The organism is Kribbella steppae, assembly GCF_004342025.1.
Lineage (GTDB): Bacteria > Actinomycetota > Actinomycetes > Propionibacteriales > Kribbellaceae > Kribbella > Kribbella steppae.
This window is the reverse complement of the sequence record NZ_SLWN01000020.1, coordinates 61,379-87,007: the sequence shown is the minus strand read 5'-3', so window position 1 is coordinate 87,007 and position 25,629 is coordinate 61,379. Positions and strand designations below refer to the sequence as shown.

Genomic DNA, 25,629 nt, shown 5'->3' with positions numbered 1-25,629 from the left:
GGAACGATGAACAAGCTGCTGCAGGCCGGCGACACCGGCTACGACGAGGCCCGGAGCGTGTGGAACGCGATGGTCGACCGCTACCCGGCCGCGATCGCGCGCTGCCACGACACCGCCGACGTCGTCGCCGCGGTCCGGTTCGCCCGGGAGGCCGGCCTGGAGATCGGCGTCCGCTGCGGCGGCCACAGCATCGCCGGCCACGCGGTCCCCGACGGCGGCCTGATGATCGACCTGACCCCGATGAACGCGGTCCGGGTCGATCCGGACCGGCAGCTGGCCTGGGTCCAGGGCGGCGCGTTGCTGGGTGAGCTGGACAAGGCCGCGCAGCAGTACGGCCTGGCGACGACCGCGGGCAACGTCTCGCACACCGGCGTCGGCGGCCTGACTCTCGGCGGCGGGATGGGCTGGCTGGCCCGGCAGTTCGGGCTGGCCTGCGACAACGTGGCGTCGTACGAGCTGGTCACCGCGGACGGCGAGGTGGTCCGCGCGAGTGCCGACGAGAACGCCGAGCTGTTCTGGGGGCTGCGCGGCGGTGGCGGCAACTTCGGGATCGTCACGTCGTTCGAGTTCCGGCTGCACCACATCGGCACCCGGGCGTTGGTTGCCGAGTTCACCTATCCGTCCTCGGCGGGTTTCGACGTACTGCGGGCGTGGAGGGAGCTCAACACCACCGCGCCCCGGCAGGCGACGTTCACCGCGAGCATCACGGCCGACGCCGTCACCGTCGGGTACGTGTGGGTCGGCAACGGCGGCTTCGAGTTGCTGGACGCCTTCCGTGCCATGGGTCCCACCGACGAGCACGTCGAGGAGACGTCGTACCTGACGCTGCAGAGCCGCGACGACAACGTGCAGGGTCACCGCTACCGCCGCTACTGGAAGGGCCACTACTTCAAGGCACTGCCGGACGACGCGATCCGCGCGCTGCTGCGCACCCCGGGTGTGTCCGCGAGTCTGCAGGCGTACGGCGGTGCGATCGCCGACGTACCGGACGACGACGCGGCCTTCAGCCACCGGGACACGCAGTTCGAGTTCGTCACCGCGACCCGCTGGGAGGACCCGGCCGAGGACGAATCGCGGATCGCCCAGCTGCGCGAGTACGCCGCGACGCTGGCGCCGTACGCGAGCGGTGCCTACCTCAACGTCCTCAACGGCGACTCGATCAGCCGCGCCTTCCCGCCGGCCAAGCTGACCCGGCTGACCGCGCTCAAGACGGCGTACGACCCGGCGAACGTCTTCCACCTGAACCAGAACATCCGGCCCGGCGGGGCATCTACCACCAACGCCGCCTGACTGGTACTTGTGGACGGTGGACTTCGAGGCTGTGTTCGCCGATGTGGCCCAGGTGATCGAGGGCACCGGCGTGTTCATCATGGCGATCGGCCTCGGCATCCTCCTGGTCCGCTACGTGTACGACGTACTGCGCAGACGCACCGGCAGCTATCAGCGAGTGCGGGTCAACCTCGGCCGGGTGATCCTGCTCGGCCTGGAGATCCTGATCGTCGGCGACATCATTCGCTCGATCATCGTCGACACCTCCGTCGAGAGTGTGCTGGTGCTCGGCCTGATCGTGGTGATCCGGACCGTGCTCAGCTTCGCCCTCGAGGTCGAGATCTCCGGGTCCTGGCCGTGGCAGACACGACCTGCTGCGGACGAAGCAGCCGGCAAATCGCCGTCCTGACTCCGCCCGAGTTGGCATGATGGACCTGTGACGACCGATTTGACTCCTGAACTGGCGGCGACGATCGAGGAGGCGTTCGCCCGGCGGGACCGGTCGAACATGCAGCCTACGATCGACTTCTTCGAGAAGCTGCTCACCGAGCACCCGGACAATCCTTATGTGCTGTACGAGGTCGGCGGTTCGTACGACACCGACGGCCAGGAGGAGAAGGCGATCGAGTACTACGAGCGCGCCCTGCCCGGCCTGACCGGCGAGACGCGGCGCAAGTGCCTCCTCCAGTACGGCAGCACCTTGCGCAACCTGGACCGGTTCGACGAGTCGCTGGACGTCTTCAAGGCGGCGTGCGCCGAGTTCCCCGAGTCCGACTCGCTGCGGGTGTTCAAGTCGCTCACCCTGCATGCGGCCGGCCAGAAAGACAAGGCGCTCGCCAGCCTGCTCCTGGTGATCGCGGACCGCCTCGGGACGCCCGAGATCAAGCGCTACGAGGCCGCTATCCGCGGCAACGCCGACTACCTCGCCAACCTCTGACCGTCAGCACGCACAGGCGATCCCGCGAGGTGCAGTGAGCGGGTCGGCCTCGCGGCGTTCGATGCCGTCGGCGGTCTCCACCGGCAGGCCTTCGCGGGCCCAGTACTCGAAGCCACCGATCATCTCCTTGACCGGATAGCCGAGCTTGGCGAACTCGAGTGCGGCCTTCGTCGCACCGTTGCAGCCCGGCCCCCAGCAGTACGTCACCACCATCACACCCGCCGGTACGACGGACGCCGCGCGGGCCGCGATCTCGCGGGTCGGCAGGTGGATCGCACCGGGGACGTGACCCTGGTCCCAGCTCTCCTGGCTCCGGCTGTCGACCAGCACCCAACCGGTCACGCCGGCGCCGATGTCCGCGGCCACGTCCGAGACATCGGCCTCGAACGACAGGCGGCCGGCGAAGTGCGCGACGGCCACGTCCCGCTCGGCGGCGGGCGTCTGCAGAACAGCCGAAGTGTGCAGGTCAACGGGCATCTCGGGGCTCCTTGTCGATCAGCGGAGCCACCAGCGTCGGGCATCTCTTCGCCGCGCGACAGTGGCAGAAATGCCCTAGTGCCACAAGATCCAGTCAGCGACTGATCTTGGCCCGCGCCCTGGCGACCTTGATCGCGGCCTTCAGCGTCTCGACGTCGTACGCGCCGTAGTGCCGCTGCCCGTTGATGAAGAACGTCGGCGTACCGGACACGCCGCTCAGATCGGCCGACTCGATATCCTGCGCGACCCGCGCCGCCGCCACGTGCCGCTTCACCTCTTCGTGCAACCGCTCCTGGTCCAGCCCGAGCTCCTCGGCGTACCGGAGCAGATCCTTGGGCTGCAGGTTCTCCTGGTTCGCGAGCAGCCGATCGTGCATCTCCCAGAACGCACCCTGCGCGGCCGCCGCCTCGGACACCTCGGCCGCGATCTGCGCCCGCGGATGGACGTCGCTCAGCGGCAGGTGACGCCAGACGTACCGGAGGTCGTCGTCCCGGAGCAGATCCCGCACGACGGTTTCGGCCATCCCGCAGTACGGGCACTCGAAGTCGCCGTACTCCACCAAGGTCACCGACGCCGTCTCCGGACCGCGGATGTGATCCCGCTCGGGATCGACCGGATCGATCAGGTCCACCAACATCTCCGCGTCGCCGAGCAGGGCCAGCGCCTTCTTCGGTGGGGAGAGCAGCTTGGCCGCGCGGAACACCAGCCAGGTCAGCACCGACGCCACCACGACCGCCGACAGCAGCCCGAGCTTGGCCTCCGCGAGCAACGGTCCTTCGAACGCGATCGTTGCTATCAGCAAGGAGACTGTGAACCCGATGCCGGCGATCGTGCCGCTGCCGAGAACCGCCGCCCAGCCGACCTGCGGCCGGTAACGCCCACCGGAGAAGCGGGTCAGCAGCCAGGACACCACCGTCACCGCGACCGGCTTGCCGACCACGTACCCGACCAGGATGCCGAGCGTGATCGGCGACGTGTACGCCTGCCCGAGGAAGTCCAGATCGATCGGGATGCCGGCGTTCGCAAGGCCGAACAGCGGGACGATGAGATAGCTGGTCCACGGGTGATAGAGGTACTGCAGACGCTCGTTCGGCGAGATCGTCGCGGTCAGCCCGACCGTCGCGGAGCGGGCCAGCTCAGGCGTCGGCTGCTCACGGAACAGCCGGAACAGCCCGGTCGCCTGCTCGAGCTCCTCACGTCCAGGTGAGTACGCCGACGCCGTCAGACCGATCGCGAGTCCGGCCACCACGGGGTCGACACCACTGGTCAGCAAGGCCGCCCACGTGAGGACGCCCAGTACGACGTACGCCCAGGCCTTGCGCACCCGTAGTACCGCCAGAACCACCACTGCAGCGAAGGAGAGCAGGGCGAGCGCGAGGGGTTTGAGGGCGATGTTCTCGCTGTAGACGACGGCGATGACCAGCAGCGCGAGCAGGTCGTCGACGACGAACACGGTCAGCAGGAACACCCGGACGCGATCGGGGACGCCGCGGCCGACCAGCGCGAGCAGGCCGAGCGCCAGCGCGGTGTCGGTCGACATCGCGACACCCCACCCATGGGCGCCCTCGCCACCCGCGTTGAAGGCCAGGTAGATGAGGACCGGGAGGATCATCCCGGTGACGCCGGCCGCCAGCGGCAGCACGAACCGGCTGCGGTCGCGCAGGTCGCCGAGGTCGAACTCGCGCCGTGCCTCCAGCCCGACGACCAAGAAGAACAGCGTCATCAGGCCGCTGTTGATCCACTCCCGCAGGTCCAGCCTGAGCACGTCGTTGCCGAGCCCGATCGACAGCTCGGTCCGCCAGAAATCGTCGTACATCCCCGGTGCGAGATTGGCCCAGAGCAGCGCGATCAGGATCGCCGCGGCCAGCACTCCGGAGCTGCCCGCTTCGGTCCGCAGGAAGGCACGAACCGGTGCCGCGATCTCCCGCCGCCAGCTCGTCCGGCCGCTCAGCAGCGCGGAGAAGTCCGTCATGGATTCACTGTATCGTTCTGGGTTCAAGGACCCAGAAAAATCTAGGGCCGGACCGGCTAACAGTTTGGGGGGTGCGGGCTGCATTATGTCTCCTGAGGATCACTCCAGCCAAGGGGTGCCTGATGGCTCGAGCACGACTGGAGTCCCCTTGACCGAGCAAGACCTCGCCTCGACGTCGGCTGACGCGTTCGCCCACCTGGCGATCGAGCTGCACGACGCCCCGGGGGTGGACGAGACGATCGATGCAGTCGTCCAGTTCGCCCTGCAGGCGCTCAGTTGCACCTACGCCGGCGTCGCCCTGTACGCCCGCGGTTCTCAGCCCGAGGTCGCGGCGGTGACCGACCCCGTGGTCGCCGACGTGTACACCCTGCAGATCAGCAGCCAGCAGGGCCCGCTCGTCACCGCTTTACGGGATCGGCAAACGATCCTGATCCGCGACACCCTCACCGACGACCGCTGGCCCGAATGGGCCGAGAAGGTCGCCGCTCTCGGTGTCCGCAGCGTCCTCGACGTACCGCTGACCACCGGTCACGGTGCCCGCGCGACGGTCGGCGTGCTCGGCCTCTACAGCGCCATCCCCGACGCGTTCAGCCAGGACGACGAGGCGATCGCCCACATCCTCGCCCGGCACGCCTCCGTCGCGGTCGCCTCCGCCCGCCACGAGGAGACCATGGCCCAAGCCGTCGACGCCCGGAAACTCGTCGGCCAGGCCATGGGCATCCTGATGGAACGCTTCGACGTCGACGGCGACCGAGCCTTCGCCATCCTCAAGCGCTACTCCCAGGACACCAACACCAAACTCCGCGACGTCGCCCAGCAACTCATCGACACCCGCAAACTCCCCCATTAGTAATCCAGCAATCGTTTGAAACGTTAAGAAAATATAGGAAACCGGCGAACGCCTTCCCGGCGCATCGGGTGCATAATTCAAGAAGAATTGGGTACTCCGCCCGCGAGTGGTCCGCATCGCCTTGTTGTGTCGACACCTGCGGACCGTTGGGTTGAGCTTGACGCCGGGGCTTGTGCGGCCAGAACCGCGGACCGGGTCACGTCCCGGCGTCCAACCCAGCCTTCCCTGACACCGTTACGCTGGGCGCGTGGGTGAATGGCGACCATTGACCGGTCCGTCGCGGCAGGTGGCGCTGGAAATCCTGCTGGACGGGCCGTTGTCGCGCGCCGAACTGTCCCGCCGGGTGGGTTTGTCGCCTGGCAGTCTGACCCGTTTGACCAAGCCGATGGTGGAATCCGGTCTGCTTGTCGAGGTGACCGCCGGACCGACGGACGCCCGCGTCGGCCGCCCGTCGCAACCGCTCGACCTCGATCCGGCCACCCATCACTTCGTCGGCATCAAACTCACCGGTGACACCGCGATCGGCGTCCTGACGACGCTGCGTGCCGAGGTGATCGCGAGCGCGGAGCGTCCGCTCATCGACCACACTCCGTCCGCCGTGTCCCGGCTCGTCCTCGAACTGGCCGACGACCTCGCCGTCCAGGTGCCCGGGCAGCGCCCGATCACCGGCCTCGGCGTGACCGTGGGCGGTCGGGTGACGGACAGGTCCGAGGTCCGCTGGGGACCGTATCTGAACTGGGTCGACGTACCGCTCGGCGAGATTCTCGCGGCCGGCACCGACACCCCCGTCGTCGTGGCGAACGATCTCAACGCGCTGACCGAGGCGACGCACTGGTTCGGCGCCGGCCGCGGCTCCGACCGCTTCGTGTTGCTGACCATCGGGGTCGGGGTCGGGTACGGACTGGTCCTCCACAACCGGACTGTCGACAGCCCCGACACGAGCATCGGCCTGATCGGCCATCACCCCCTCGTTCCGGACGGGCCGCGCTGCGACCGCGGTCACCACGGGTGCGCACTGAGCCTGCTGACCGTCGGCGCCATCACCGGACAGGTCGGCAGTGTGCTCGGACGGCCCGTCGACTACGAGGAATGCCTCGACCTCGCCGCCAAGGGCGACGTTGCGGCGCACCCGGTGGTCAGCAGGGCCGGCCGTGCACTGGGCCGACTCATCGCAGCCGCCGCGAACTTCACCATGCCCGAGCTGGTGGTGCTCGGCGGTGAGGGCGTCCGGCTCGCCGAGGTCGCCCACGACGAACTGCTCGCCGGGCTGCACGCCGACCGCCACCCGTCCGCCGCGGAACTGCGGATGGTCCTGCAGCCCGCCGACTTCACCGAATGGGCCCGCGGCGCCGCGGTCGTCGCCATCCAGACCTTCGTCCTCGGACGCGGTAACTGACTATTCTCGATTAAACAGTTACACTCGACGGCATGAGCGAGCTGTTGAGGCGATGGGTCGAGGGCTGGCGGCTGTGCCGGGGGCTGGAACCGGCGATCGAGTACGACGACGCATTGGCCGTCGTCCTGCGATTGCCGGGGCGCGAGCGGGAGCTGTTCGCGCTGACGGACGAACCCGCGGTCGTGGACCGACTGGCGGCCGGGACGATCGAGGATGTCTGGCTGACCGTGACCACGCAGCACGGTGACGAGGTGGCCCGACGGTTGACCGACACGGGGCTCGAGCCGTTCGCGGAGCAGAAGATGCTGATGTCGATCGAGCTGCGCGATCACCCTCAGCCGGGGACTTCGTCGTACGAGCTGGAGATCACCTCGGAAGGACCGCTGGAGTCCGTGCGGATCCTCGCGGCGGACGGCACGATCGCGGCACGGGGCATGGCGTCGATTGTCGACAATGATGCGGTGATGCACGACATCCAGACCGATCCGGCGCATCGGCGGCGCGGGCTGGGCAGTGTGGTGATGGGCGCGCTGAACCGGCGCGCGATCGAGCGGGGCGCCGAGTCGGGCTTGTTGATGGCAACGGTGGAAGGCGTGCACCTCTACCGCAAGCTCGGCTGGTTGCCGGAAGCAACCATGGTGACCGCGAAGGGATCAGGCGGTGCGGGCGCGGTGGGCGGCCACCTTGGTGCGGTTCTGGCAGGCCGCTGAGCAGAACCGCTGGGTGCGGCTCCGGGTCGAGTCCAGGAAAAGGTCCTCGCATCGGGTCGCCTCGCACCGGCGCAGCCGATGGACGTCATCACTGCCGAGCAACATGGCGGTCGCGGTCGCGAACTCCGCGATCCAGCCGGTCGCTTCGTCCGGATCCCCGAAGTGCAGGTGCCAGGGCGAGTTCTCTTGCCGGGTCAGCTGTGGCGCCGCCTTCGTCGCCTTCAGCAGCTCGTTCACCACCTGAACCGCCGCATCGACCTCGCCTTCGGGTAGGTGGCCCAGAGCGTCGTACAAGCGCCGACCACCCGAAGCGAAAGCGGCGGCGTCCACCTCGACCGGTAGGTTGGTCGTCAGCCGCAGTACGTCGTGCACAGCGGCCGCATCCGGCTCCGCGGCCGGACGGCCCTGTCGCCAGGCGGATCCGAAGGTGTTGCCCAACGCGATCGCCGCGACCAGCGACGCCTTCAGATGATCCGTGGCCTCCACCCATCCAGTATGACGCGAGAAGTTCGGCGCGCCGGACGATTTCATTCCTCTGGAGGAGGTGGTCATACCAGGGTCGTAGGGACACATCCGTCCTCGAACCGATGAAGTCGATGATTGCCGGAAACAACAATGACGGCTATGACCCTGGTCCAGAGCCCGACCCGCCACCGCCCGGCAGTCCGTGGGACTGCAGTCCGTGGGCCGGCAGTCCGTGAGATGGCCGGCCTGTCCGAGGCGGTCGTCGACCTCTCGGCGGTTCGCGACAACGTCCGCACCTTCCGCCGCCTCGTCCCACAGGGCGTCATGGCCGTGGTCAAGGCGGACGCCTTCGGCCACGGCGCCGTACCCGTTGCCCGTGCGGCCGTCGAGGCCGGCGCGATCTGGCTCGGCGTCGCCCGCGCCGAGGAAGCGCTGCAACTGCGGGCCGCCGGGTTGATCGTGCCGATCCTGACTTGGCTGTACGACGCCGCCGAGCTCATGCTGCTCGGCGATGTCGACGTCGACGTGAGCGTCTCGACGGTCGCCGAACTGCAGCGCGTGGTCTCGAACCCGTCGGTCCACCACGTCCAGCTCAAACTCGACACCGGCCTGCATCGATCCGGCAGCGCACCCGACCAGTGGATCGAACTCACCCGAGCCGCTGCACACTACGAAGCACTCGGCGCCCTCACGGTCCGCGGCATCTGGTCGCACCTCTCACACGGTGACTCGCAAGATGCCGTCCAGAGCCGCAGGCAGTTGCAACTGCTCCGCACCGGCGTGGTCCTGGCTCGACGGGCCGGTCTGCGGCCCAGCGTCGTACACCTGGCCAACTCTGCCGGGGCCATCACGCTGGATGCACCCGACTGCGATCTGGCCCGGATCGGGGCCGGGTTGTACGGCATCGACGAGCTGAACATCGGGCTGCGGCCGACGATGCGGCTGATGAGCAAGCTAATCCAGGTACGGCGGGTCCGCATAGGTGAAGGGGTTTCGTACGGACATGACTTCATCGCGGATCGCGACACGACGGTGGCACTGGTTCCGCTCGGGTACGCCGACGGCATTCCGCGAATCTCCACCGGACAAGCGAGCGTGCTGTGCAGGGGCGTCCGGATGCCTGTGATCGGGCGGATCGCGATGGACCAGTTCGTTGTGGATGCCGGCGAGCTGCCGGTCGAAGCAGGTGAGCCGGTGACGATCTTCGGCGACGGGTCGCGAGGAGAGCCGACCGCCCAGGACTGGGCCGATTGGGCCGGCACCATCCCGCACGAGATCTACTGCGGCATCGGATCCCGAGTGGCCCGCCGGTACGAGGAGGCTGCCCGATGAAGGTGGCAGTCGTGATGGGCGGCGCGAGCCCTGAACACCAGGTGTCCTTGGCCAGCGGCCGAGGCATCGCCAAGGCTGTCAGCCTTCTTGGCCACACCGCGATCCCGTTGGTGATCGATGTCGAGGGCGATTGGGTGGACGGTCAGCACGAGGCGATCGAGATCCTGCAGGCCTGTGACGTCACCGTCCCGGCCCTGCACGGCGAAGGCGGCGAGGACGGCACGCTCCAGGGATTCCTGCAACAGTTGAGGATTCCGTACGTCGGCAGCGGCGTGGCAGCCAGTGCGGTCGGGCTGGACAAGCACCTCACCAAGGCCGTGCTGAAGGCACATGGCATCGCGGTCACGCCGGGTGTCACGCTAGCCGGTCCCGACCTCACCGATATCGAGCCCGCAATGCAGAAGCTCAAGGCGGCCGGTCTCGACTTTCCCCTCTTCGTGAAGCCTGGCAACGGTGGTTCCAGCTTCGGTGTGGCCCGGGCGACCAACCTTCCGACGTTGTTGCAGGCGATCGCAGCGGCGGCCGTACTCGATCCGCATGTGCTGGTCGAGCGGGAGATGGTCGGCCGGGAGATCGATCTTGCCGTGCTGGAGTTCCCGGACGGGCGGATCGAGACCGCACCGGCGCTGGAGATCCACAGTGATCCGGGCCAGCCGTTCTTCAACGCGACCGCGAAGTACGACAGCAGTGCCACCCGGTTCGTCGTACCGGCACCGCTGGATCCGGCGCTGGCCGAGCGACTCCGCCGGACGGCGATCGAGGTCTTCGAGGTCCTCGGCTGCGAAGGGCTCGCGCGGGTGGACTTCTTCGTCCCAGCGGACGGTGAGCCGGTGGTCAACGAGATCAACACCTTCCCCGGCTTCACGCCGGCATCGCAGTTCCCGCGGATGTGGGCGGCGGCTGGGATGAGCTATGCCGAAGTGGTCGACACCTTGCTCCGTACGGCGGCAGCGCGCGGATGACCGTTCTGCTGAGCGACGACCGGATCACCCGGATCCCGGCGATCGAGAGTGGCGAACCGCTGATCGATCTCTTCACGCGAGGCATCTCGACACCGGATCGGCAGTTCGTCCGGGAGAGCGTCGCGGACCGGCTCGCGATGGCCGACGCCTTCCTGCCGGCCGGCGTACGGCTGCATGTCGTGGAAGGGCTGCGACCGGTCGAGAGTCAGCAGGAGATCTACGACGACTACCGGTTCGAGCTCGAGCGGCTGCACCCAGGCATCTCCGATCACGATGCCCACGTCCTCGCGAGCCGGTTCGTCTCTCCGGTCGAGATCGCGCCGCATGTCGCCGGGGCTGCGGTCGATCTGACGCTGATCGGCGCACACGGCCCGCTCGACCTCGGTACGCCGATCGACGCGACACCCGAGGAGAGCGATGGCGCGTGCTTCTTCGAGGCGGCCAACATCAGCCGGGAAGCACGGACGAATCGATCGCTGCTGGCCGACGTACTGACTGCCGCGGGGCTGGTGAACTACCCGACCGAGTGGTGGCACTGGTCCTTCGGCGACCGCTACTGGGCCTATCTGGAGGACCGACCAAACGCGATCTACGATCGCGCTGATACCCGGTCGGCAGACCTCAACTGCTCGGGGCTGGGACCGCCTTCTCGGCGGCGCGGCTGACGTCTTCCCAGGCCGACCAGGTGGTCATGCGTTGGCGGGAGATGTCGAAGGCCAGGTCGTAGACCATGCTGCCCAGCAACAAGCGCAGTGGTGGATTGTCGCTGGCTACCAGTTTCAGGAGGGCCTCGGCGGCGAGTTTGGGTTCGCTGTCGATGGAGCCCTCGGCCCATTGCTTCTCGAGCTCTTCGCGGAGGGGGTTGTAGATCGGGTCCGGGGTGGTTGCGGTGCTGCTGGAGTACAGGTCGGTCCAGTAGCCGCCAGGTTGGACGATGGTGAGCTTGACGCCGAAGGCGGCGGCCTCGGCGGCTAGTGCTTCGCTCATGCCCTCGAGGGCGAACTTGCTGGCGCTCCCCGCTACGACCAGCCGATGCGCGCGCTGCACACCGAGATCGTGCACGACCCCGTCCTCGCCGCCGACTACGTGAAGCGGCTGGACGAGCCGATGCGGGAGCTGAAGAAGAACCGCCTCCGCGCCGCCCAGAGCGCAGGCCAACTGTCCGACGACCTGGACCTCGACGTCGCCGTCGACCTGCTCTTCGGCCCGGTCCTCAACCGCTGGCTCCAACGCACCGGCCCACTCACCGACGAGTACGTCGACCACCTCGTCGACACCGTCCTCCAAGGCCTCCAGCCCCGCCACACCTGATCAGAGGCCGGCCGACATCGGAGTAACTCCGTAGTCACTCAGGTCAGCCGGGTCGGAGCCCGGCAGCTCGCATCGACGTTTTGATAGACGGTGACTATCAGGTCATAGGCAGCATTGCTTTGACCCCGCGGTGAGCGTCACGGAATGTTGTATACATGACGAGTGAGGTCGTGGCCGCTGCCTCCGTCCCGGTTCCCGGGCGTGCCCAACGAGTGCGAGAGATAGCCACCGAGCTAAAAGGACTCCGGGGTGCGTTGATCCCGATTCTGCATGCGATCCAGGAGGAGCTGGAGTACGTCGACCAGGGCGACATCCCGGTCGTCGCCGACGTACTGAACATCGCCGTGGCCGAGGTCCACGGCGTCGTCACGTTCTACAAGGACTTCCGCCGTACGACGATCGGCCGCACCACCGTGGCGATCTGCCAGGCGGAGGCGTGCCGGTCGGTCGGCGCGGTCGCGTTGGCCGAGCACGCCAAGCGCCGTACCGGCTGCGGTTTCGGTGAGACGACCGCGGACGGCCGGCTGACGCTGGACGAGGTGTTCTGCTTCGGCAACTGTGCGCTCGGCCCGGCGGTCCAGGTCGGCGACAAGCTGCACGGACGGGTCACTCCGGCCCGGCTCGACGCGATCCTCGGGGAGGCACGATGACCAGGGTCTACGTTCCGAGGGACGCCGCCGCGCGATCGGTCGGCGCCGACGAGGTCGCCGAACGGATCACCGCAATCGGTGGCGTGGAGGTCATCCGGACAGGCTCGCGCGGCATGCTCTGGCTGGAGCCGATGGTCGAGGTCGAGACACCCGAGGGTCGCGTCGGATACGGACCGGTCGCACCCGAGGACGTCGACGGACTCGTTGCAGCCGGGATGCTCCAGGGAGCAGACATCGGGGCGTACCTCGGCCTGGTCGAGGAGTTGCCGTGGATGAAGCGGCAGCAGCGACTCACGTTCGCGCGGGTCGGGGTGATCGATCCACTCTCCGCCGAGGACTACACGTCGTCCGGCGGAAATGCGGGCCTGAGGCAAGCACTCTCGATGACGCCGGCCGAGGTGGTCGAGACCGTGGTCGACTCCGGCCTACGGGGTCGCGGCGGCGCCGGGTTCCCGACCGGGATCAAGTGGCGCACCGTGCTCGGCGCGACGGCCGATCTCAAGTTCGTCTGCTGCAACGCGGACGAAGGCGACTCGGGGACGTTCGCGGACCGGATGCTGATCGAGGGCGATCCGTTCACACTGATCGAGGGCATGACGATCGCGGCGTACGCGGTCGGCGCGACCGAAGGCTATGTCTATCTGCGATCGGAGTACCCGGACGCGGTCGCGACGCTGAAGTCGGCTATCGAGATTGCTCGCGAGCAAGGCTGGCTGGGTGAGAACATCCTCGGCTCAGGCCTGACGTTCGACCTGCACGTGAGGGTCGGCGCCGGCGCGTACATCTGCGGTGAAGAGACGTCGATGCTGGAGAGTCTCGAGGGTAAGCGCGGAGAGGTTCGGGCCAAGCCTCCGATCCCTGCGTTGGAAGGGCTTTTCGGCCGACCGACGGTCGTGAACAACGTGTTGTCGCTGGCAACGGTTCCGACGATTCTCGCCAACGGCGCGGAGGCCTACGCGTCGTACGGAACCGGCCGCTCGCTGGGGACCAGCGTCTTCCAGCTCGGCGGGAACGTCGCCCGCGGCGGGATCGTGGAGACGGCCTTCGGGATCACGCTCGGCGAACTGGTGAACGACTTCGGCGGCGGTACGTCGTCCGGCCGGCCGGTCCGCGCGGTCCAGGTCGGCGGACCGCTCGGTGCCTATCTCCCGGTCGAGCAGTTCGACCTGCCGATGGACTACGAGGCGTTCGCGGCCGCCGGTGCGATGGTCGGTCACGGCGGGATCGTGGTGTTCGACGAGACCGTGGACATGGCTGCGATGGCTCGGTTCGCGTTCGAGTTCTGCGCAGCCGAGTCGTGCGGCAAGTGCACGCCGTGCCGGGTCGGCGCGGTCCGCGGTGTGGAGACGATCGACCGGATCGTGGCCGGTGACGACCGGCAGAAGAACCTCGTGCTGCTCGACGACCTGTGCGAGTTGATGACCGACGGCTCGCTCTGCGCGATGGGTGGGCTGACGCCCATGCCGGTGCGCAGTGCCGTCCGCCACTTCGGAAAGGACTTCGAGGAATGAACGAGCGAAGCGAGTTCATCATCAAATACAGCCCCCTTCGTGCCTCATCCGCGCCCGGAGCGAAGCGAGGACGCGGATGAGCATGCTCAAGGAACCCGACTTCGGGACCCCGGCCCGCCCGGGCGAGGCCACGGTCGAGCTGACCGTCGACGGCGTGAACATCGCCGTCCCACCTGGTACGTCGGTGATGCGCGCGGCCAAGGAGGCCGGGCTGGACATCCCCAAGCTCTGCGCGACCGACAGTCTCGAGGCCTTCGGTTCCTGCCGGTTGTGCATCGTCGAGATCGACGGCGTCCGCGGTACGCCGGCCTCCTGTACGACGCCGGTCGCGGACGGCATGGTGGTCCGGACCCAGAACGAGCGACTCGGCAAGCTCCGTCGCGGCGTGATGGAGCTGTACATCTCCGACCACCCGCTCGACTGCCTGACCTGCTCGGCCAACGGCGACTGCGAACTGCAGGACATGGCCGGCGTCACGGGTCTCCGCGAGGTCCGGTACGGCTCCGGTGTCGAGGCCGGCGCGAACCATATGGACGCGCCGACGGACACCTCCAACCCGTACTTCGACTTCGAGGCCTCGAAGTGCATCGCGTGTTCACGGTGCGTTCGGGCCTGTGACGAAGTACAGGGAACCCTCGCGCTGACGATCGAAGGGCGTGGCTTCGACTCCAAGGTCGCCGCAGGTGCGGGTGTCTCGTTCATGGAGTCGGACTGTGTGTCGTGTGGCGCGTGTGTGCAGGCGTGCCCGACCGCGACCCTGCAGGAGAAGTCCGTCATCGAGCTCGGCATGCCGACACGGTCGGTCATCACGACCTGCGCGTACTGCGGTGTCGGCTGCTCGTTCAAGGCCGAGTTGCGTGGTGACGAACTGGTCCGGATGGTGCCGTACAAGAACGGCGGCGCCAACGAGGGCCACTCGTGTGTGAAGGGCCGGTTCGCCTTCGGGTACGCCAGCCACCCGGACCGGGTGCTCGAGCCGATGGTGCGGGACACGATCGCGGACGAGTGGCGCAAGGTCTCCTGGGACGAGGCGATCGGCTTCACCGCTCGCCGGCTGCGCGAGATCCAGGCCGAGCACGGCCAGGGCTCCATCGGCGCGATCACCTCGTCGCGGACCACCAACGAAGAGGTGTACGCGGTCCAGAAGATGGTCCGCGCCGTCTTCGGCAACAACAACGTCGACACCTGCGCCCGGGTCTGCCACTCGCCGACCGGGTACGGGTTGAAGCAGACCTTCGGCGAGTCGGCCGGAACCCAGGACTTTAAGTCGGTCGAGGAGGCCGACGTGATCCTGGTGATCGGTGCCAACCCGACCGACGGGCACCCGGTGTTCGCGTCCCGGATGAAGAAGCGGCTCCGCCAGGGCGCCAAGCTGATCGTCGCCGACCCGCGCCGGATCGACCTGGTCCGCTCGCCGCACATCGAGGCCGAGCACCATCTGCAGCTAGCCCCGGGCACGAATGTCGCGGTGATCAACGCGTTCGCGCATGTCGTCGTCACCGAGGGTCTGGTGGACCGTTCCTTCGTCGCTGAGCGGTGTGAGGACTTCGAGCAGTGGGAGGAGTTCATCTCCCAGCCGGAGCACAGCCCGGAGGCGGCGGCCGAGGTCACCGGCGTACCGGCCGAGGAGTTGCGGGCCGCGGCCCGGCTCTACGCGACCGGCGGCAACGCGGCGATCTACTACGGTCTCGGCGTCACCGAGCACAGCCAGGGCTCGACCATGGTGATGGGGATGGCGAACCTCGCGATGGCGACCGGCAACATCGGCCGGCGTGGTGTCGGCGTCAACCCGCTGCGCGGTCAGAACAACGTCCAGGGCTCCTGCGACATGGGCTCGTTCCCGCACGAGCTGCCCGGGTACCGGCACGTCTCCGACGACGGCGTCCGCGAGGTGTACGAGCAGCTCTGGGGTACGCCGTTGCTGAACGAGCCCGGCCTGCGGATCCCGAACATGTTCGACGCCGCGATCGACGGCTCCTTCCGGGCGTTGTTCGTCCAGGGCGAGGACATCGCCCAGTCCGACCCGAACACCCAGCACGTGTTCGCGGCACTCGGCGCGCTGGACCTGCTCGTCGTACAGGACCTGTTCGTCAACGAGACGGCGAAGTTCGCGCACGTGCTGCTCCCCGGTACGTCGTTCCTGGAGAAGGACGGCACCTTCACCAACGCGGAGCGCCGGATCAACCGGGTTCGCCCGATCATGGCGCCGACGACCGGGAAGCAGGAGTGGGAGATCGTCTGTGAGATCGCCCAGCAGATGGGCTATCCGATGCATTACGATTCAGCCAGCCAGATCATGGACGAGATCGCCCTCACCACCCCGACGTTCATGGGGGTGTCGTTCGACAAACTGGACAAGATGGGCTCGATCCAGTGGCCGTGCAACCTCGAGCACCCGGACGGGACGCCGATCATGCACGAGGACGAGTTCACCCGGGGCAAAGGCAGGTTCATGGAGACCGTGTACGTGCCGACCAGCGAGCGGTCGACCCGGAAGTTCCCGTTGATCCTGACCACCGGGCGGATCCTGTCGCAGTACAACGTCGGCGCCCAGACCCGGCGGACGGCGAACGTCGCCTGGCACCCCGAGGACATCCTCGAACTGCATCCGCACGACGCCGAGGTCCGGGGTATCGAGGACGGCGACACGGTCGCCCTGTCGAGCCGGGTCGGCCGGACCACCCTGCGGGCCAAGCTGTCCGACCGGATGCCGGTCGGCGTGTGCTACACCACGTTCCACCACCCGGTGACCGGGGCGAACGTGATCACCACGGACAACTCGGACTGGGCGACGAACTGCCCGGAGTACAAGGTGACCGCCGTACAGGTCGATCTGCTGACCCAGACGACGTCCACCCTCTCCCAGCCCGAGCCGGTCATCGCTGGCGGTGGGAGGTGAGCGGCACGACGCTGCCGTCGTACGTGCGACTGGCCAACGAGATTGCCGCCCAGTTCGCCCACCGTGCACCGGCGGACGCCGCCACCGCGATCGCCAACCACATGAAGATTGTCTGGGACCCTCGGATGAAGAAGGCCCTGATCGCTCACGTCGAAGCCGGTGCCGAGGACCTCGACCCGGTAGCAGCACTGGCCGCCCAGCAGTTGCAGGCGGCCTACAAGTGACCCAACCGAGCGACGCCCCACGGCATGCCGAAGCCGTGCTGCCGTGGGATGTTGCTCGGGAGTTGGCGCATGCGGCCGCGACACCACTGAAGCCCGTCTCTAGGCCACTGGCCGAAGCTGCAGGGGGTGTGCTTGCGACTCCGCTTGTCTCGCCCGTTGCTGTGCCACCCGTGGACCGGTCAGCCATGGACGGGTACGCCGTGCGTGGTGCCGGGCCTTGGCGGCTTGGTGGTCACGTAGCAGCGAGCTCTCCCACCCCGCCAGAATTGGCTGAGGGTGCGGCCTGGAGCATCACGACCGGGGCAGCCGTGCCTGTCGGCACTACCTCGGTCGTGCGCGACGAAGACGCCGTACTCGTTGGCGATCTGGTGCAGGGCCCGGCCGAGGTTGGGCGGCACATCAGGCGAGCCGGTGAGGAATGCGCTGCCAACGAGATGCTGCTACCTGCTGGTGTGGAGGTGGATCCACCAGTGCTGGGCGTGGCTGCGTCTGTCGGTCTCAACCGGCTCACCGTCATACCGCAACCACGAGTGGCAGCCGTTGTGACCGGTGACGAGTTGGTCCACCAAGGCCCGTCCGGACCAGGACGCGTGCGTGACGCGATCGGTCCGATGCTGCCCGGCCTGATCACCCGCGCCGGTGCTCTCACGACTCCGGTCACGCATCTAGCCGACGACCGTACGGCGTTGATCGACACGCTGCGGTCGGCCGACGCGGAGCTGATCTTCGTGTCCGGCTCGTCGGCGTCCGGGCCGGCGGATCATCTCCGCCCGGCGTTGTCCGCCCTCGGCGCCGAGCTGATCATCGACGGTGTGGCGTGCCGGCCCGGTCATCCACAGGCGTTGGCGCGTCTCGCCGATGGCCGGCTGGTCGTTGGTCTGCCCGGCAACCCGTTCGCCGCGTTGACCGCGTTCCTCACCTTGGGTGTCGCGGCCATCCTGCGCATGCGCGGTCTCCCCCTTCCCTCGTTGATGGTTGCGCCGGTACCAGGTGGGCTGGCGTGCCATCCGCGGAGTACCCGGCTCGTACCGGTTCGGGTCACCGGACAAGGCGTCGTACCAGTGGGACACGGCGGTTCAGCGATGCTGCGCGGGGTGGCCGCGGCGGACGCACTCGCCGTGGTCGATCCCGGTCCGGCGTCCGCGATCGCTGCTCGCCTGCTGCCACTCGATCCGGGAGCGCGACCATGGGGCGTCTGATCGCACGTCGTCCGGTACTGCGACTTGGCCCGACGGGCGACCGAACGAGGCCGGACTCGATCGCCGTCGAGGAACCGCTCGAGCTTCGCGTCGACGGCAAGCCGCTCGCGGTCACCATGCGTACGCCGGGGCACGATGTCGAGCTGGCACACGGGTTCCTGCACACCGAGGGTGTGATCGGCAGCGTCGACGACATCCGCGACGCCAGGTACTGCGACTCGCGCGACGACGAGGGTCGCAACACCTACAACGTCCTCGACGTCGGACTCTCACCCGGTGTGCCACCGCCGGTGACCGGCGTCGAGCGCAACTTCTACACGACGTCGTCCTGCGGCGTCTGCGGTAAGGCCTCGCTGGACGCCGTACGCCTGAAGACGCGCTACTCGCCGGCTGACGACCAGGTCCGCATTCCGTACGACGTTCTGGTCGGCCTCCCAGACGCGCTGCGCGCCCGGCAGCAAGTCTTCGACCGCACCGGCGGACTGCACGCCGCCGGTCTGTTCACGGCCACCGGTGAGCTCCTCGTCGTCCGCGAGGACGTCGGGCGGCACAACGCCGTCGACAAGGTCATCGGCTGGGCAGTCCTCAACAACCAGATCCCGGCCCGCTCCCGCATCCTCATCGTCTCCGGCCGCACCTCCTTCGAGCTCGCCCAGAAGGCAGTCATGGCCGGCATCCCCGTCCTCGGCGCCGTGTCCGCCCCCAGCTCCCTGGCCGTTGACCTCGCCGACGAATCCGGCCTGACGCTGGCCGGCTTCATCCGCAACGGCTCGATGAACGTCTACGCCCATCCGGATCGCATCGACGTCAGCGCCGCCCGCTCAGCCGGGTAGTCAGGAGGCTGCGGAGGTGTTCTCGGCGGTGGTCGAGGGCGCGACCCAGAGGCAGTCGGCGGTGCCTTCCGCGAGACGTTGCTGGTAGACGTCGACCTTGTGGGTGATGACGTTCAGGCACTCGTTGAGGTCCTGAATCTGGGCGGTGACATGGTCCTGGTGGCTGCGGAGGAGCGCCAGCCGGTCCTGTTCGTTGCCGGGGCCCTGGCGGACCAGGTCGGTGTACTTGCGGATGGTGTCCAGCGGCATCCCGGACGATCTGAACTTGATGCACATACCGAGCCAGTCGACGTCGTCCTCGCTGTAGACGCGTCGGCCGTTCGACTCACGCCGTACCGGATCCGCGAGCAAGCCCTCGCGCTCGTAGAACCGCAGGGCGTGCACACTCAGCCCGGTCCGCTCCGCCACCTGTCCGATGCTCAGTCCCGTGCTCATAGGCGGCACCTTAGCCCGGACCTAGACCACCCTCTAGATGGTTTACTGCAAAGGTTTGAGCGCTGCGAGGGCCTGATGGACGTCGGCCGGCGTCGTGTAGAGGTGGAACGACGCCCGCAACTTCCCGTCCCGGACGGCCGCGCGGATGCCCGCGGACGCGAAGGCCTCCTGCGCTCCGGCCAGTGAGGTGCTGACGATGGCGGAGTTGGACGGCGGCAGGCCGAGTCCGTCGCGGAACTCGTTGGCCAGTGCGAGGTTGTGCTGCTGGATCGTCTCGACACCGATCTGCTCGACCAACTCCAGCGCGGGCGCGGCGCCGACGTAGCAGAACCAGCTCGGCGACTGGTCGAACTTCCGGGCGCCGGGTGCAAGGTCCATCCGGGTGCCGTAGTACGACGTGTGCACGTCCGCGCCGGCGTACCACCCGGCGGCCGACGGTCGGCAGAGCTCCTGCAAGCGCGGCGAGAGGTAACCCAGCGTCGCGCCGCGAGGCGACATCAGCCACTTGTAGGTGTGGACGACGAGAGCGTCGATCCCGTCCACGGTGAGCGGCAGCCAGCCGACGGCCTGGCTCCCGTCGATCACCACCAACGCGCCGATTTCCTTGCTGGCAGCAATCACCGTGGGCAGGTCGAGGACCACGCCGGTCGACGACTGCACCGCACTGACCGCGACCAGGTCGATCCCGGGCCGGATCGCCGCGACCAGTTCCTCCCCCGGTACGCCGACCACCTCGACGCCCCGGTCCTCCTGCACCTTCCACGGGAAGACGTTGGAGGTGAACTCGACGTCGTCGGTCAGCACCTTCGCACCGTCCGGCAACGCGGTCGCGATCGGCGCCAGGGCCGCGGAGACCGTGCTGCCCACGAACACATCGGCCGCATCGGCACCGACCAACCGCGCGAACGACTCGCGGCTGCGGGTGGTCGACTCGTCCCACGGCTCCCAGCTCGTCGCGCCGACCCGCCAGTCGGACAGCGCGGCCTGCAGCGCCTCCCACGCGGGCCGCGGCGGCAACCCGTACGACGCGGTGTTCAGCCAGCCCGGCTCTGGATCCCACAGTCCTGAGAACTCCACGCGCTCCACCCTACGCATGGCTTGACCTAGACAGCGCTCTAGCTTCTAGCGTTCGGGACAGCAGATCCGGGAGCTAGGAGCTTGTACATGCGTTATCGCACGCTGGGTGGGACCGGGATCGAGGTCAGTGCACACTGCCTCGGGACCATGATGTTCGGTGCGGTCGGCAACCCCGACCACGAGGACAGTGTCCGCATCATCCACGCCGCCCTGGACCAGGGCATCAACTTCGTCGACACCGCGGACATGTACTCCCGCGGCGAGTCCGAGGAGATCGTCGGCAAGGCGCTCAAGGGCCGCCGCGACGATGTCGTCCTCGCGACCAAGGTGCATTTCCCGCTGGACGACGGGACCCGCAACCGCAGCGGCAACTCGCGCCGGTGGATCGTCCAGGAGGTGGAGAACAGCCTGCGCCGGCTCGACACGGACTGGATCGATCTGTACCAGATCCATCGGCCGGACTACAGCACGGATATCGAGGAAACGCTGTGGGTGCTGACCGATCTGGTCAGCCAGGGGAAGATCCGCGCGTTCGGGTGCTCGACGTTCCCGGCCGAGGACATCGTGACCGCGTACTACGTCGCCGAGCGGCGCGGGTACGGGAAGTTCCGGACCGAGCAACCGCCGTACTCGCTGATCAGCCGGGGGATCGAGCGGTCGTTGCTGCCGACGACCCAGCGGCTGGGCATGGGTGTGCTGACGTGGAGTCCGCTCGCGTCGGGGTTCCTGTCCGGCAAGGTGCGCAAGGACCAGCCGGTCGATCTGACCACGGGGCGGGCCGCGCTCACGCCGTTCCGGTTCGATCCGTCGATCCCGGGGAACGCGGCGAAGTTCGACGCGGTCGAGCAGCTGATCGAGGTTGCCGAGGGCATCGGTTGCACGCTGCCCGAACTGGCGCTGGCGTTCGCCACCACACACCCGGCGGTGACGTCGGTGATCAGCGGCCCGCGCACGATGGAGCAGTTGGACGGCCTGCTGAAGGCCGTCGACCTGACCCTGGACGACGCGACCCTCGATCGCATCGACGAGATCGTCCCGCCAGGCACAGACCTCTACCAGCCGGATGGTGCCTGGCGGCCGCCGTCACTCACCATCCCGACCCTCCGCCGCCGCCCGGCAGCCGAACGCTGATCCACCGGACCGCCAGGCCATCACATGTGACGCTCACACCCCCCCGGCCCGCGGGCGGGAGCCCGCCGAGCTGGATTGTGATGGCCTGGCGGTCCGCGCCGTCGTCAACGAGTGTTGGAGGCGACGGCCAGCTGTCCCACACATGGCGGTCAGTCCTTCACGGAGCGTGTGCGAATCTTCGTCACCAGGGCGTGCAGCGTCGCCCGTTCGGCTGCCGACAGCGGCTGCAGCGTGGTCCGCTCCACCTCCCGGATCACCTTCGCGGCGGTGGTCAGCGCGGTCCGGCCCTTCACGGTCAGCGTGATCCGGTACCGGCGCCGATCCGCCGGGTCGCGCTCCCGGCCGACCAGCCGCTTGGTGATCAACTCGTCCATCAGCCGGACCATGTCACTCGGATCCATCCCCAGCGCCGCGGCCAGGCTGTTCTGTGCCGCCGGTCCGTGATCGCCGAGCTCCGCGAGCGCGGCGTACTGCCACAGCGTGAGGCCCGGCCGCTCGGCGAGCCGGTCCGCGATCGCCCGCCGGCTCGCCACCGCCACTTTGTGCAGCACGAAGGTGGTCGTCCCCGCGAGAGTCTCCATCGGCCTATTGTAGGTTGATACCAATCGTTGGTTATCACCAACTAACTGAGGAGCTGACGATGGACGCGCTCTACCCACGGCTGCTGGTCCGCGATTTCCCTGCTGCCGTTGACTTCTACCGGACCGCACTGTCCTAGTTGTACGACGTCCAGCCGGTGAAGGTGATCCCCGAGGCGCAGTACGCGAACTGGGATCTGGACGGCCAGACCGGCCTGGTGCTGTTCGGCCGCACGATGATGGCGAACACGATCGGCACCGGCGATCTGCCACCAGACGCTTCCACCCAGGACGCGGCCATGCTCGTCTTCAAGGTTGACGAGGTCGACTCGGCGGTCGAGCTGCTGGAGAAACTCGGCGCGACCGTTGTGTCACCACCCCAGGACCGTCCGCAATGGGGGCCGAACCTCCGCACCGCCCACCTCCGCGCCCCCGACGGCACCCTGCTCGAGCTCCAGTCGTACTGACTTTTCAAACGTTGCAGATCGGGCACCGGGGACGGAGATCGGAACGAAAGAAGTGAGGACGATGGGATTGCCGCAGTCCATCCGCAATGCCGCGGAACCCTGGACAGCAAAGGAACTGAGCAAGTTGAAAGAACTGGCCGCCGACAACCTGCCGCCCGCGGTGATCGGAATGCGCCTCGGCCGCCCAGAACCGGCGATCCTGAGCAAAGCCGTCCAAGTCGGCATCACGCTCACGCCACTGAACCGCCCGCCGTACGGCGCTTAACCGCGCCGAAACGGCACCACAGCCACCGCATTGTCGGCCGTCGAGGCAAGGGTCCAGGCGGTCGATCAGGCGGACGGTGCCGGACTGAAGGAGCCCGATCCGGGTCCACAACCAGTCGGCAGAGCAGCCGGGGCCGCCGGGTGCATTACGGTGTGGGGGAAACCAAGGACCGGTGGGTTGGGGGTGATGCCGTGGCAGTGACGATGCGGGACGTGGCCCGGCATGCCGGGGTGTCGCCGAAGACGGTGTCCAACGTGATGAACGGGTACCCGTACATCCGTGAGGAGACCCGGATCAAGGTGCTCGCCTCGATCGATGCCCTCGGCTACCAGATGAACATCTCGGCCCGGAACCTCAAGTCCGGCCGGACTGGCATCATCGGCCTGGCCGTCCCCGAGCTGAGCAATCCGTACTTCGCCGAGCTCGCCGACGCGGCGATCGCGGCCGCCGGTGAGCACGGCCTGACGGTGATGATCGAGACCACGAACGCCGACCGTGAGCGCGAACTGACCGCGCTCGCCCGGCCGCGCGGCCATCTCGTCGACGGCCTGCTCTACAGTCCGCTCGGGCTCGGCCCCGAGGACGTCGAGCAGCTCCGCACGCCGACCCCGATGGTGCTGCTCGGCGAGCGGATCTTCCACGGACCGGTCGACCACGTGATGATCGACAACGTCGAGGGCACCAAGGCCGTCATCCGGCACCTGCTCGACCAGGGCCGCCGCAGGATCGCGGTCATCGGCATCCGCCCCGGCGAGAAGGTGGGAACCGCCGCCATCCGGTACGGCGCGTACGCCGAGACCCTCACCGAGTACGGCGTACCCGTGCCGGAGCAGCTGGCCGTGTCGGGCGGGAAGTGGCACCGGTCGAGCGGTGCGGACGCGATGGAGGAGCTGCTCGCCACCGGGCAGAAGTTCGACGCCGTCTTCGCCCTCAACGACACGCTTGCCCTCGGCGCGGTCCGCGCGCTGACCGCACACGGGATCCGGATCCCGGACGACGTCGCAGTCGCAGGCTTCGACAACATCGACGAGGCGAGCTACAGCAGCCCGACCCTGACGACGGTCGATCCGAACCGCACCCAGATCGCCCGGAAGGCGGTCGAACTGCTGGTGCAGCGGATGGCCGGCGACGACTCCGAGCACCAGGAGATCGTGGCGTCGTACGAGCTGCACGTGCGCGAATCCACCGCCGGCTGACCGGTCACACAAAGGCACCGGACCCGAGGGGTTGACGGTCCAAAGACCACCCGGGCATCATCTCTACACCGATGTAGTACACCGATGTAAAAGCATGCGCCGGTGATCCGCACCCCGAGCCGGCGCGGCGGTCATGCACGCCCGAAACCGTGCTCCACCCCCGCCTGGAGGACACGCAGATGCTTGACGAATCTCCCCCGCACCCCTCCCGCCGAGCCGTTCTCGGAGGTCTGCTCGGCGCTGCCGGAGCCCTCGCCCTGAGCGGCTGCGGCAGCCTCGGATCCACGCCCCGGGTCCGCGAATGGAACCTGTTCGGCGGCGGTGACGGTGCCCGCCTGCTGCAGATCCACGACCAGTACGTCGCCGAGCACCCGGACGTGCACTTCGAGGCGCACACGCTGGCCTGGGGCCCGCCGTTCTACACCAAGCTGGCGATGTCCGCGGCCGGCGGCCGGGCGCCCGAGGTGGCAACCCTTCACTTGTCCCGGCTGAAGGGTTTCAGCCCGAGCACCATGCTCGATCCGATCCCGGTCGACCTGCTGAACGAGGCCGGTATCCGCGAGGAGGACTTCCTGCCCGCGACCTGGAGCCGCTGTGTCGTGGAAGGCAAGCTGTACGCCGTACCGCTGGACCAGCACCCGTTCGTCCTCTACTACAACACCGAGATCTGCAAGAAGGCCGGGCTGCTCGGCCCCGACGGCAAGATCAAGCCGGTCAAGGGTGTGGACGCCTTCGTGGAGATGATCCGGGCGGCCAAGGAGACCACCGGCAAGTACGGCGCCTCGATCGAGACGACCAACCCGTGGCGAATGTGGTGGACGCTCTACGGGCAGCTCGAGGGGAAGTTCTTCAACGAGGACGGCACCGAGCTGATCATCGACGACGCGAAGGCGCTCGAAGCGCTGGAGCTGATGGCGAAACTCGCCGCCGACGGCCTCGTCCCCCGGTCGGCCAACTACCCGGCCCTGGTCGCCCAGTTCACCAGCGGCGACGTGGGCCTGAGTTTCAACGGCGAGTGGGAGGTGACGACGTACCAGACCGCGAAGATGCCGTTCAGCATGGCGCCGTTCCCGGTCGTGTACGACGTACCGGCGTACGCCGGTGATGCGCACACGTTCGTGATGCCGCATCAGGCGAACCGGAGCAACGCCGACACGAAGGCAACGATCGAGTACATCGCCTGGATGCTCAAGCACAGTGCGGACTGGGCCGCCGGCGGCCACATTCCGTCGTACCAGCCGGTGGCGAACAGCGAGGACTACCTGAAGCTCAAGCCACAGGCGGAGTACCGCAGTGTCGCGCCGGACGTGCTGTTCGACCCGGACGCGTGGTTCAGCGGCTCGGGCGCGCAGTTGCAGAACGAGGCCGGTGCCGCCTTCAGCGGTGTCTTCTCCGGTCAGGCGACACCGAAGGCCGCGCTCGCGCAGTTCAAGGCGGCCACCCAGACGCTGCTCGACACCCCGTCCCCGGTCTGACAGGAGGT

Annotated in this window: 28 protein-coding genes; 21 read left to right on the top strand and 7 right to left on the bottom strand. The window is 68.0% G+C overall.

What is annotated here, in order from left to right; translation table 11 throughout:
* The first annotated feature begins 6 nt into the window (after positions 1 to 6).
* The 3 genes from EV652_RS39825 to EV652_RS39815 are packed head-to-tail and all read left to right on the top strand — an operon-like array spanning position 7 to position 2,206.
* The gene (locus EV652_RS39825) at positions 7 to 1,290 is read left to right on the top strand and encodes an FAD-binding oxidoreductase (RefSeq protein WP_132215394.1); all 1,284 of its coding nucleotides are present in this window, start codon (positions 7 to 9) and stop codon (positions 1,288 to 1,290) included.
* 16 nt (positions 1,291 to 1,306) lie between these two features.
* Positions 1,307 to 1,678, top strand: coding sequence for a DUF1622 domain-containing protein (locus tag EV652_RS39820; RefSeq protein ID WP_199238663.1), 372 nt, complete (start codon positions 1,307 to 1,309; stop codon positions 1,676 to 1,678).
* 27 nt (positions 1,679 to 1,705) lie between these two features.
* Positions 1,706 to 2,206: a tetratricopeptide repeat protein gene (locus tag EV652_RS39815; RefSeq protein ID WP_199238662.1), complete on the top strand. Its 501-nt coding sequence runs from the start codon at positions 1,706 to 1,708 to the stop codon at positions 2,204 to 2,206.
* A gap of 3 nt (positions 2,207 to 2,209) precedes the next feature.
* Here the strand turns inward: EV652_RS39815 and EV652_RS39810 are convergent, their stop codons facing one another.
* Both EV652_RS39810 and nhaA read right to left on the bottom strand, forming a co-directional pair.
* Positions 2,210 to 2,683 carry a rhodanese-like domain-containing protein gene (locus EV652_RS39810; RefSeq protein ID WP_132215392.1) on the bottom strand — a complete coding sequence of 158 codons (474 nt, stop codon included), beginning with the start codon at positions 2,681 to 2,683 and terminating at the stop codon, positions 2,210 to 2,212.
* A gap of 94 nt (positions 2,684 to 2,777) precedes the next feature.
* Positions 2,778 to 4,655 (bottom strand): Na+/H+ antiporter NhaA, encoded by a 1,878-nt coding sequence (gene nhaA, locus EV652_RS39805; protein WP_132215390.1) that lies wholly within the window; start codon positions 4,653 to 4,655, stop codon positions 2,778 to 2,780.
* A 148-nt stretch (positions 4,656 to 4,803) separates the two neighbouring features.
* Between nhaA and EV652_RS39800 the strand changes: the two genes are divergently transcribed.
* From EV652_RS39800 to EV652_RS39790, 3 genes are all read left to right on the top strand, one after another.
* On the top strand, positions 4,804 to 5,505 hold the full coding sequence (locus tag EV652_RS39800) for a GAF and ANTAR domain-containing protein (RefSeq protein WP_242002293.1): 702 nt from the start codon (positions 4,804 to 4,806) through the stop codon (positions 5,503 to 5,505).
* 247 nt (positions 5,506 to 5,752) lie between these two features.
* Entirely contained in the window at positions 5,753 to 6,901 is a 1,149-nt protein-coding gene (locus EV652_RS39795) for an ROK family transcriptional regulator (RefSeq protein WP_132215386.1), read from the top strand.
* Between the two features lie 32 nt (positions 6,902 to 6,933).
* Entirely contained in the window at positions 6,934 to 7,611 is a 678-nt protein-coding gene (locus EV652_RS39790) for a GNAT family N-acetyltransferase (protein ID WP_132215384.1), read from the top strand.
* Here EV652_RS39790 and EV652_RS39785 read toward each other — a convergent pair.
* On the bottom strand, positions 7,555 to 8,097 hold the full coding sequence (locus EV652_RS39785; protein ID WP_158441486.1) for a CGNR zinc finger domain-containing protein: 543 nt from the start codon (positions 8,095 to 8,097) through the stop codon (positions 7,555 to 7,557). The genes EV652_RS39790 and EV652_RS39785 overlap by 57 nt on opposite strands.
* Before the next feature lie 138 nt (positions 8,098 to 8,235).
* Between EV652_RS39785 and alr the strand changes: the two genes are divergently transcribed.
* Genes alr through EV652_RS39770 form a run of 3 tightly spaced genes read left to right on the top strand, consistent with a single transcriptional unit; the run spans position 8,236 to position 11,035 of the window.
* The gene (gene alr / locus EV652_RS39780) at positions 8,236 to 9,408 is read left to right on the top strand and encodes an alanine racemase (protein WP_199238661.1); all 1,173 of its coding nucleotides are present in this window, start codon (positions 8,236 to 8,238) and stop codon (positions 9,406 to 9,408) included.
* Positions 9,405 to 10,370, top strand: coding sequence for a D-alanine--D-alanine ligase family protein (locus tag EV652_RS39775; RefSeq protein WP_132215380.1), 966 nt, complete (start codon positions 9,405 to 9,407; stop codon positions 10,368 to 10,370). The genes alr and EV652_RS39775 overlap by 4 nt, the downstream gene beginning before the upstream one ends.
* Positions 10,367 to 11,035: a M15 family metallopeptidase gene (locus EV652_RS39770; protein ID WP_132215378.1), complete on the top strand. Its 669-nt coding sequence runs from the start codon at positions 10,367 to 10,369 to the stop codon at positions 11,033 to 11,035. Before EV652_RS39775 ends, EV652_RS39770 begins: the two co-directional genes overlap by 4 nt.
* Here EV652_RS39770 and EV652_RS39765 read toward each other — a convergent pair.
* Complete coding sequence (locus EV652_RS39765; RefSeq protein WP_242002292.1) at positions 10,992 to 11,417, bottom strand: SDR family NAD(P)-dependent oxidoreductase; 426 nt, start codon at positions 11,415 to 11,417, stop codon at positions 10,992 to 10,994. The genes EV652_RS39770 and EV652_RS39765 overlap by 44 nt on opposite strands.
* Between EV652_RS39765 and EV652_RS39760 the strand changes: the two genes are divergently transcribed.
* The 7 genes from EV652_RS39760 to fdhD all read left to right on the top strand — a co-directional run bounded on the left by EV652_RS39760 (position 11,403) and on the right by fdhD (position 18,997).
* Complete coding sequence (locus EV652_RS39760; RefSeq protein ID WP_132215376.1) at positions 11,403 to 11,681, top strand: TetR-like C-terminal domain-containing protein; 279 nt, start codon at positions 11,403 to 11,405, stop codon at positions 11,679 to 11,681. The genes EV652_RS39765 and EV652_RS39760 overlap by 15 nt on opposite strands.
* Before the next feature lie 155 nt (positions 11,682 to 11,836).
* Complete coding sequence (locus EV652_RS39755; protein WP_242002291.1) at positions 11,837 to 12,331, top strand: NAD(P)H-dependent oxidoreductase subunit E; 495 nt, start codon at positions 11,837 to 11,839, stop codon at positions 12,329 to 12,331.
* On the top strand, positions 12,328 to 13,842 hold the full coding sequence (locus EV652_RS39750; RefSeq protein WP_132215374.1) for a formate dehydrogenase beta subunit: 1,515 nt from the start codon (positions 12,328 to 12,330) through the stop codon (positions 13,840 to 13,842). The genes EV652_RS39755 and EV652_RS39750 overlap by 4 nt, the downstream gene beginning before the upstream one ends.
* 76 nt (positions 13,843 to 13,918) lie before the next feature.
* Positions 13,919 to 16,741 carry a formate dehydrogenase subunit alpha gene (gene fdhF, locus EV652_RS39745; protein WP_132215372.1) on the top strand — a complete coding sequence of 941 codons (2,823 nt, stop codon included), beginning with the start codon at positions 13,919 to 13,921 and terminating at the stop codon, positions 16,739 to 16,741.
* On the top strand, positions 16,738 to 16,965 hold the full coding sequence (locus tag EV652_RS44335; protein ID WP_158441484.1) for a formate dehydrogenase subunit delta: 228 nt from the start codon (positions 16,738 to 16,740) through the stop codon (positions 16,963 to 16,965). The genes fdhF and EV652_RS44335 overlap by 4 nt, the downstream gene beginning before the upstream one ends.
* On the top strand, positions 16,962 to 18,164 hold the full coding sequence (locus EV652_RS39735; RefSeq protein ID WP_199238660.1) for a molybdopterin molybdotransferase MoeA: 1,203 nt from the start codon (positions 16,962 to 16,964) through the stop codon (positions 18,162 to 18,164). The genes EV652_RS44335 and EV652_RS39735 overlap by 4 nt, the downstream gene beginning before the upstream one ends.
* A complete protein-coding gene (fdhD, locus tag EV652_RS39730; RefSeq protein ID WP_132215368.1) occupies positions 18,152 to 18,997 on the top strand; it encodes a formate dehydrogenase accessory sulfurtransferase FdhD in 846 nt (281 codons plus the stop codon). Before EV652_RS39735 ends, fdhD begins: the two co-directional genes overlap by 13 nt.
* Here the strand turns inward: fdhD and EV652_RS39725 are convergent, their stop codons facing one another.
* Together EV652_RS39725 and EV652_RS39720 are read right to left on the bottom strand one after the other, a co-directional pair.
* Positions 18,998 to 19,432, bottom strand: coding sequence for a MerR family transcriptional regulator (locus EV652_RS39725; protein ID WP_132215366.1), 435 nt, complete (start codon positions 19,430 to 19,432; stop codon positions 18,998 to 19,000).
* Between the two features lie 42 nt (positions 19,433 to 19,474).
* Positions 19,475 to 20,509, bottom strand: a complete 1,035-nt coding sequence (locus EV652_RS39720) for an aminotransferase class V-fold PLP-dependent enzyme (RefSeq protein WP_242002290.1) — start codon at positions 20,507 to 20,509, stop codon at positions 19,475 to 19,477.
* Between the two features lie 87 nt (positions 20,510 to 20,596).
* On the opposite strand from EV652_RS39720, the gene EV652_RS39715 reads away from it, so the two are divergent.
* Positions 20,597 to 21,640: an aldo/keto reductase gene (locus EV652_RS39715; RefSeq protein WP_132215362.1), complete on the top strand. Its 1,044-nt coding sequence runs from the start codon at positions 20,597 to 20,599 to the stop codon at positions 21,638 to 21,640.
* Positions 21,641 to 21,789: 149 nt separating this feature from the next.
* Here EV652_RS39715 and EV652_RS39710 read toward each other — a convergent pair whose 3' ends face one another.
* The gene (locus EV652_RS39710) at positions 21,790 to 22,221 is read right to left on the bottom strand and encodes a MarR family winged helix-turn-helix transcriptional regulator (protein WP_132215360.1); all 432 of its coding nucleotides are present in this window, start codon (positions 22,219 to 22,221) and stop codon (positions 21,790 to 21,792) included.
* 137 nt (positions 22,222 to 22,358) lie between these two features.
* On the opposite strand from EV652_RS39710, the gene EV652_RS39705 reads away from it, so the two are divergent.
* The 4 genes from EV652_RS39705 (at position 22,359) to EV652_RS39690 (ending at position 25,621) form a co-directional block, all read left to right on the top strand.
* A complete protein-coding gene (locus tag EV652_RS39705; RefSeq protein WP_199238659.1) occupies positions 22,359 to 22,685 on the top strand; it encodes a VOC family protein in 327 nt (108 codons plus the stop codon).
* Between the two features lie 61 nt (positions 22,686 to 22,746).
* A complete protein-coding gene (locus EV652_RS39700; RefSeq protein ID WP_132215358.1) occupies positions 22,747 to 22,950 on the top strand; it encodes a hypothetical protein in 204 nt (67 codons plus the stop codon).
* Positions 22,951 to 23,141: 191 nt separating this feature from the next.
* The gene (locus EV652_RS39695; RefSeq protein ID WP_242002289.1) at positions 23,142 to 24,146 is read left to right on the top strand and encodes a LacI family DNA-binding transcriptional regulator; all 1,005 of its coding nucleotides are present in this window, start codon (positions 23,142 to 23,144) and stop codon (positions 24,144 to 24,146) included.
* 179 nt (positions 24,147 to 24,325) lie between these two features.
* Positions 24,326 to 25,621, top strand: coding sequence for an extracellular solute-binding protein (locus tag EV652_RS39690; RefSeq protein ID WP_132215356.1), 1,296 nt, complete (start codon positions 24,326 to 24,328; stop codon positions 25,619 to 25,621).
* Positions 25,622 to 25,629: the final 8 nt, after the last annotated feature.

Coding starts and splice junctions, on each gene's coding strand:
- fdhF (WP_132215372.1), top strand. CDS start 13,919: ATGAGCATGCTCAAGGAACCCGACTTCGGGACCCCGGCCCGCCCGGGC.
- EV652_RS39825 (WP_132215394.1), top strand. CDS start 7: ATGAACAAGCTGCTGCAGGCCGGCGACACCGGCTACGACGAGGCCCGG.
- EV652_RS39690 (WP_132215356.1), top strand. CDS start 24,326: ATGCTTGACGAATCTCCCCCGCACCCCTCCCGCCGAGCCGTTCTCGGA.
- alr (WP_199238661.1), top strand. CDS start 8,236: ATGACCCTGGTCCAGAGCCCGACCCGCCACCGCCCGGCAGTCCGTGGG.
- EV652_RS39775 (WP_132215380.1), top strand. CDS start 9,405: ATGAAGGTGGCAGTCGTGATGGGCGGCGCGAGCCCTGAACACCAGGTG.
- EV652_RS39725 (WP_132215366.1), bottom strand. CDS start 19,432: ATGAGCACGGGACTGAGCATCGGACAGGTGGCGGAGCGGACCGGGCTG.
- EV652_RS39790 (WP_132215384.1), top strand. CDS start 6,934: ATGAGCGAGCTGTTGAGGCGATGGGTCGAGGGCTGGCGGCTGTGCCGG.
- nhaA (WP_132215390.1), bottom strand. CDS start 4,655: ATGACGGACTTCTCCGCGCTGCTGAGCGGCCGGACGAGCTGGCGGCGG.
- EV652_RS39710 (WP_132215360.1), bottom strand. CDS start 22,221: ATGGAGACTCTCGCGGGGACGACCACCTTCGTGCTGCACAAAGTGGCG.
- EV652_RS39715 (WP_132215362.1), top strand. CDS start 20,597: ATGCGTTATCGCACGCTGGGTGGGACCGGGATCGAGGTCAGTGCACAC.
- EV652_RS39755 (WP_242002291.1), top strand. CDS start 11,837: ATGACGAGTGAGGTCGTGGCCGCTGCCTCCGTCCCGGTTCCCGGGCGT.
- EV652_RS39770 (WP_132215378.1), top strand. CDS start 10,367: ATGACCGTTCTGCTGAGCGACGACCGGATCACCCGGATCCCGGCGATC.
- fdhD (WP_132215368.1), top strand. CDS start 18,152: ATGGGGCGTCTGATCGCACGTCGTCCGGTACTGCGACTTGGCCCGACG.
- EV652_RS39760 (WP_132215376.1), top strand. CDS start 11,403: ATGCGCGCGCTGCACACCGAGATCGTGCACGACCCCGTCCTCGCCGCC.
- EV652_RS39750 (WP_132215374.1), top strand. CDS start 12,328: ATGACCAGGGTCTACGTTCCGAGGGACGCCGCCGCGCGATCGGTCGGC.
- EV652_RS39810 (WP_132215392.1), bottom strand. CDS start 2,683: ATGCCCGTTGACCTGCACACTTCGGCTGTTCTGCAGACGCCCGCCGCC.
- EV652_RS39700 (WP_132215358.1), top strand. CDS start 22,747: ATGGGATTGCCGCAGTCCATCCGCAATGCCGCGGAACCCTGGACAGCA.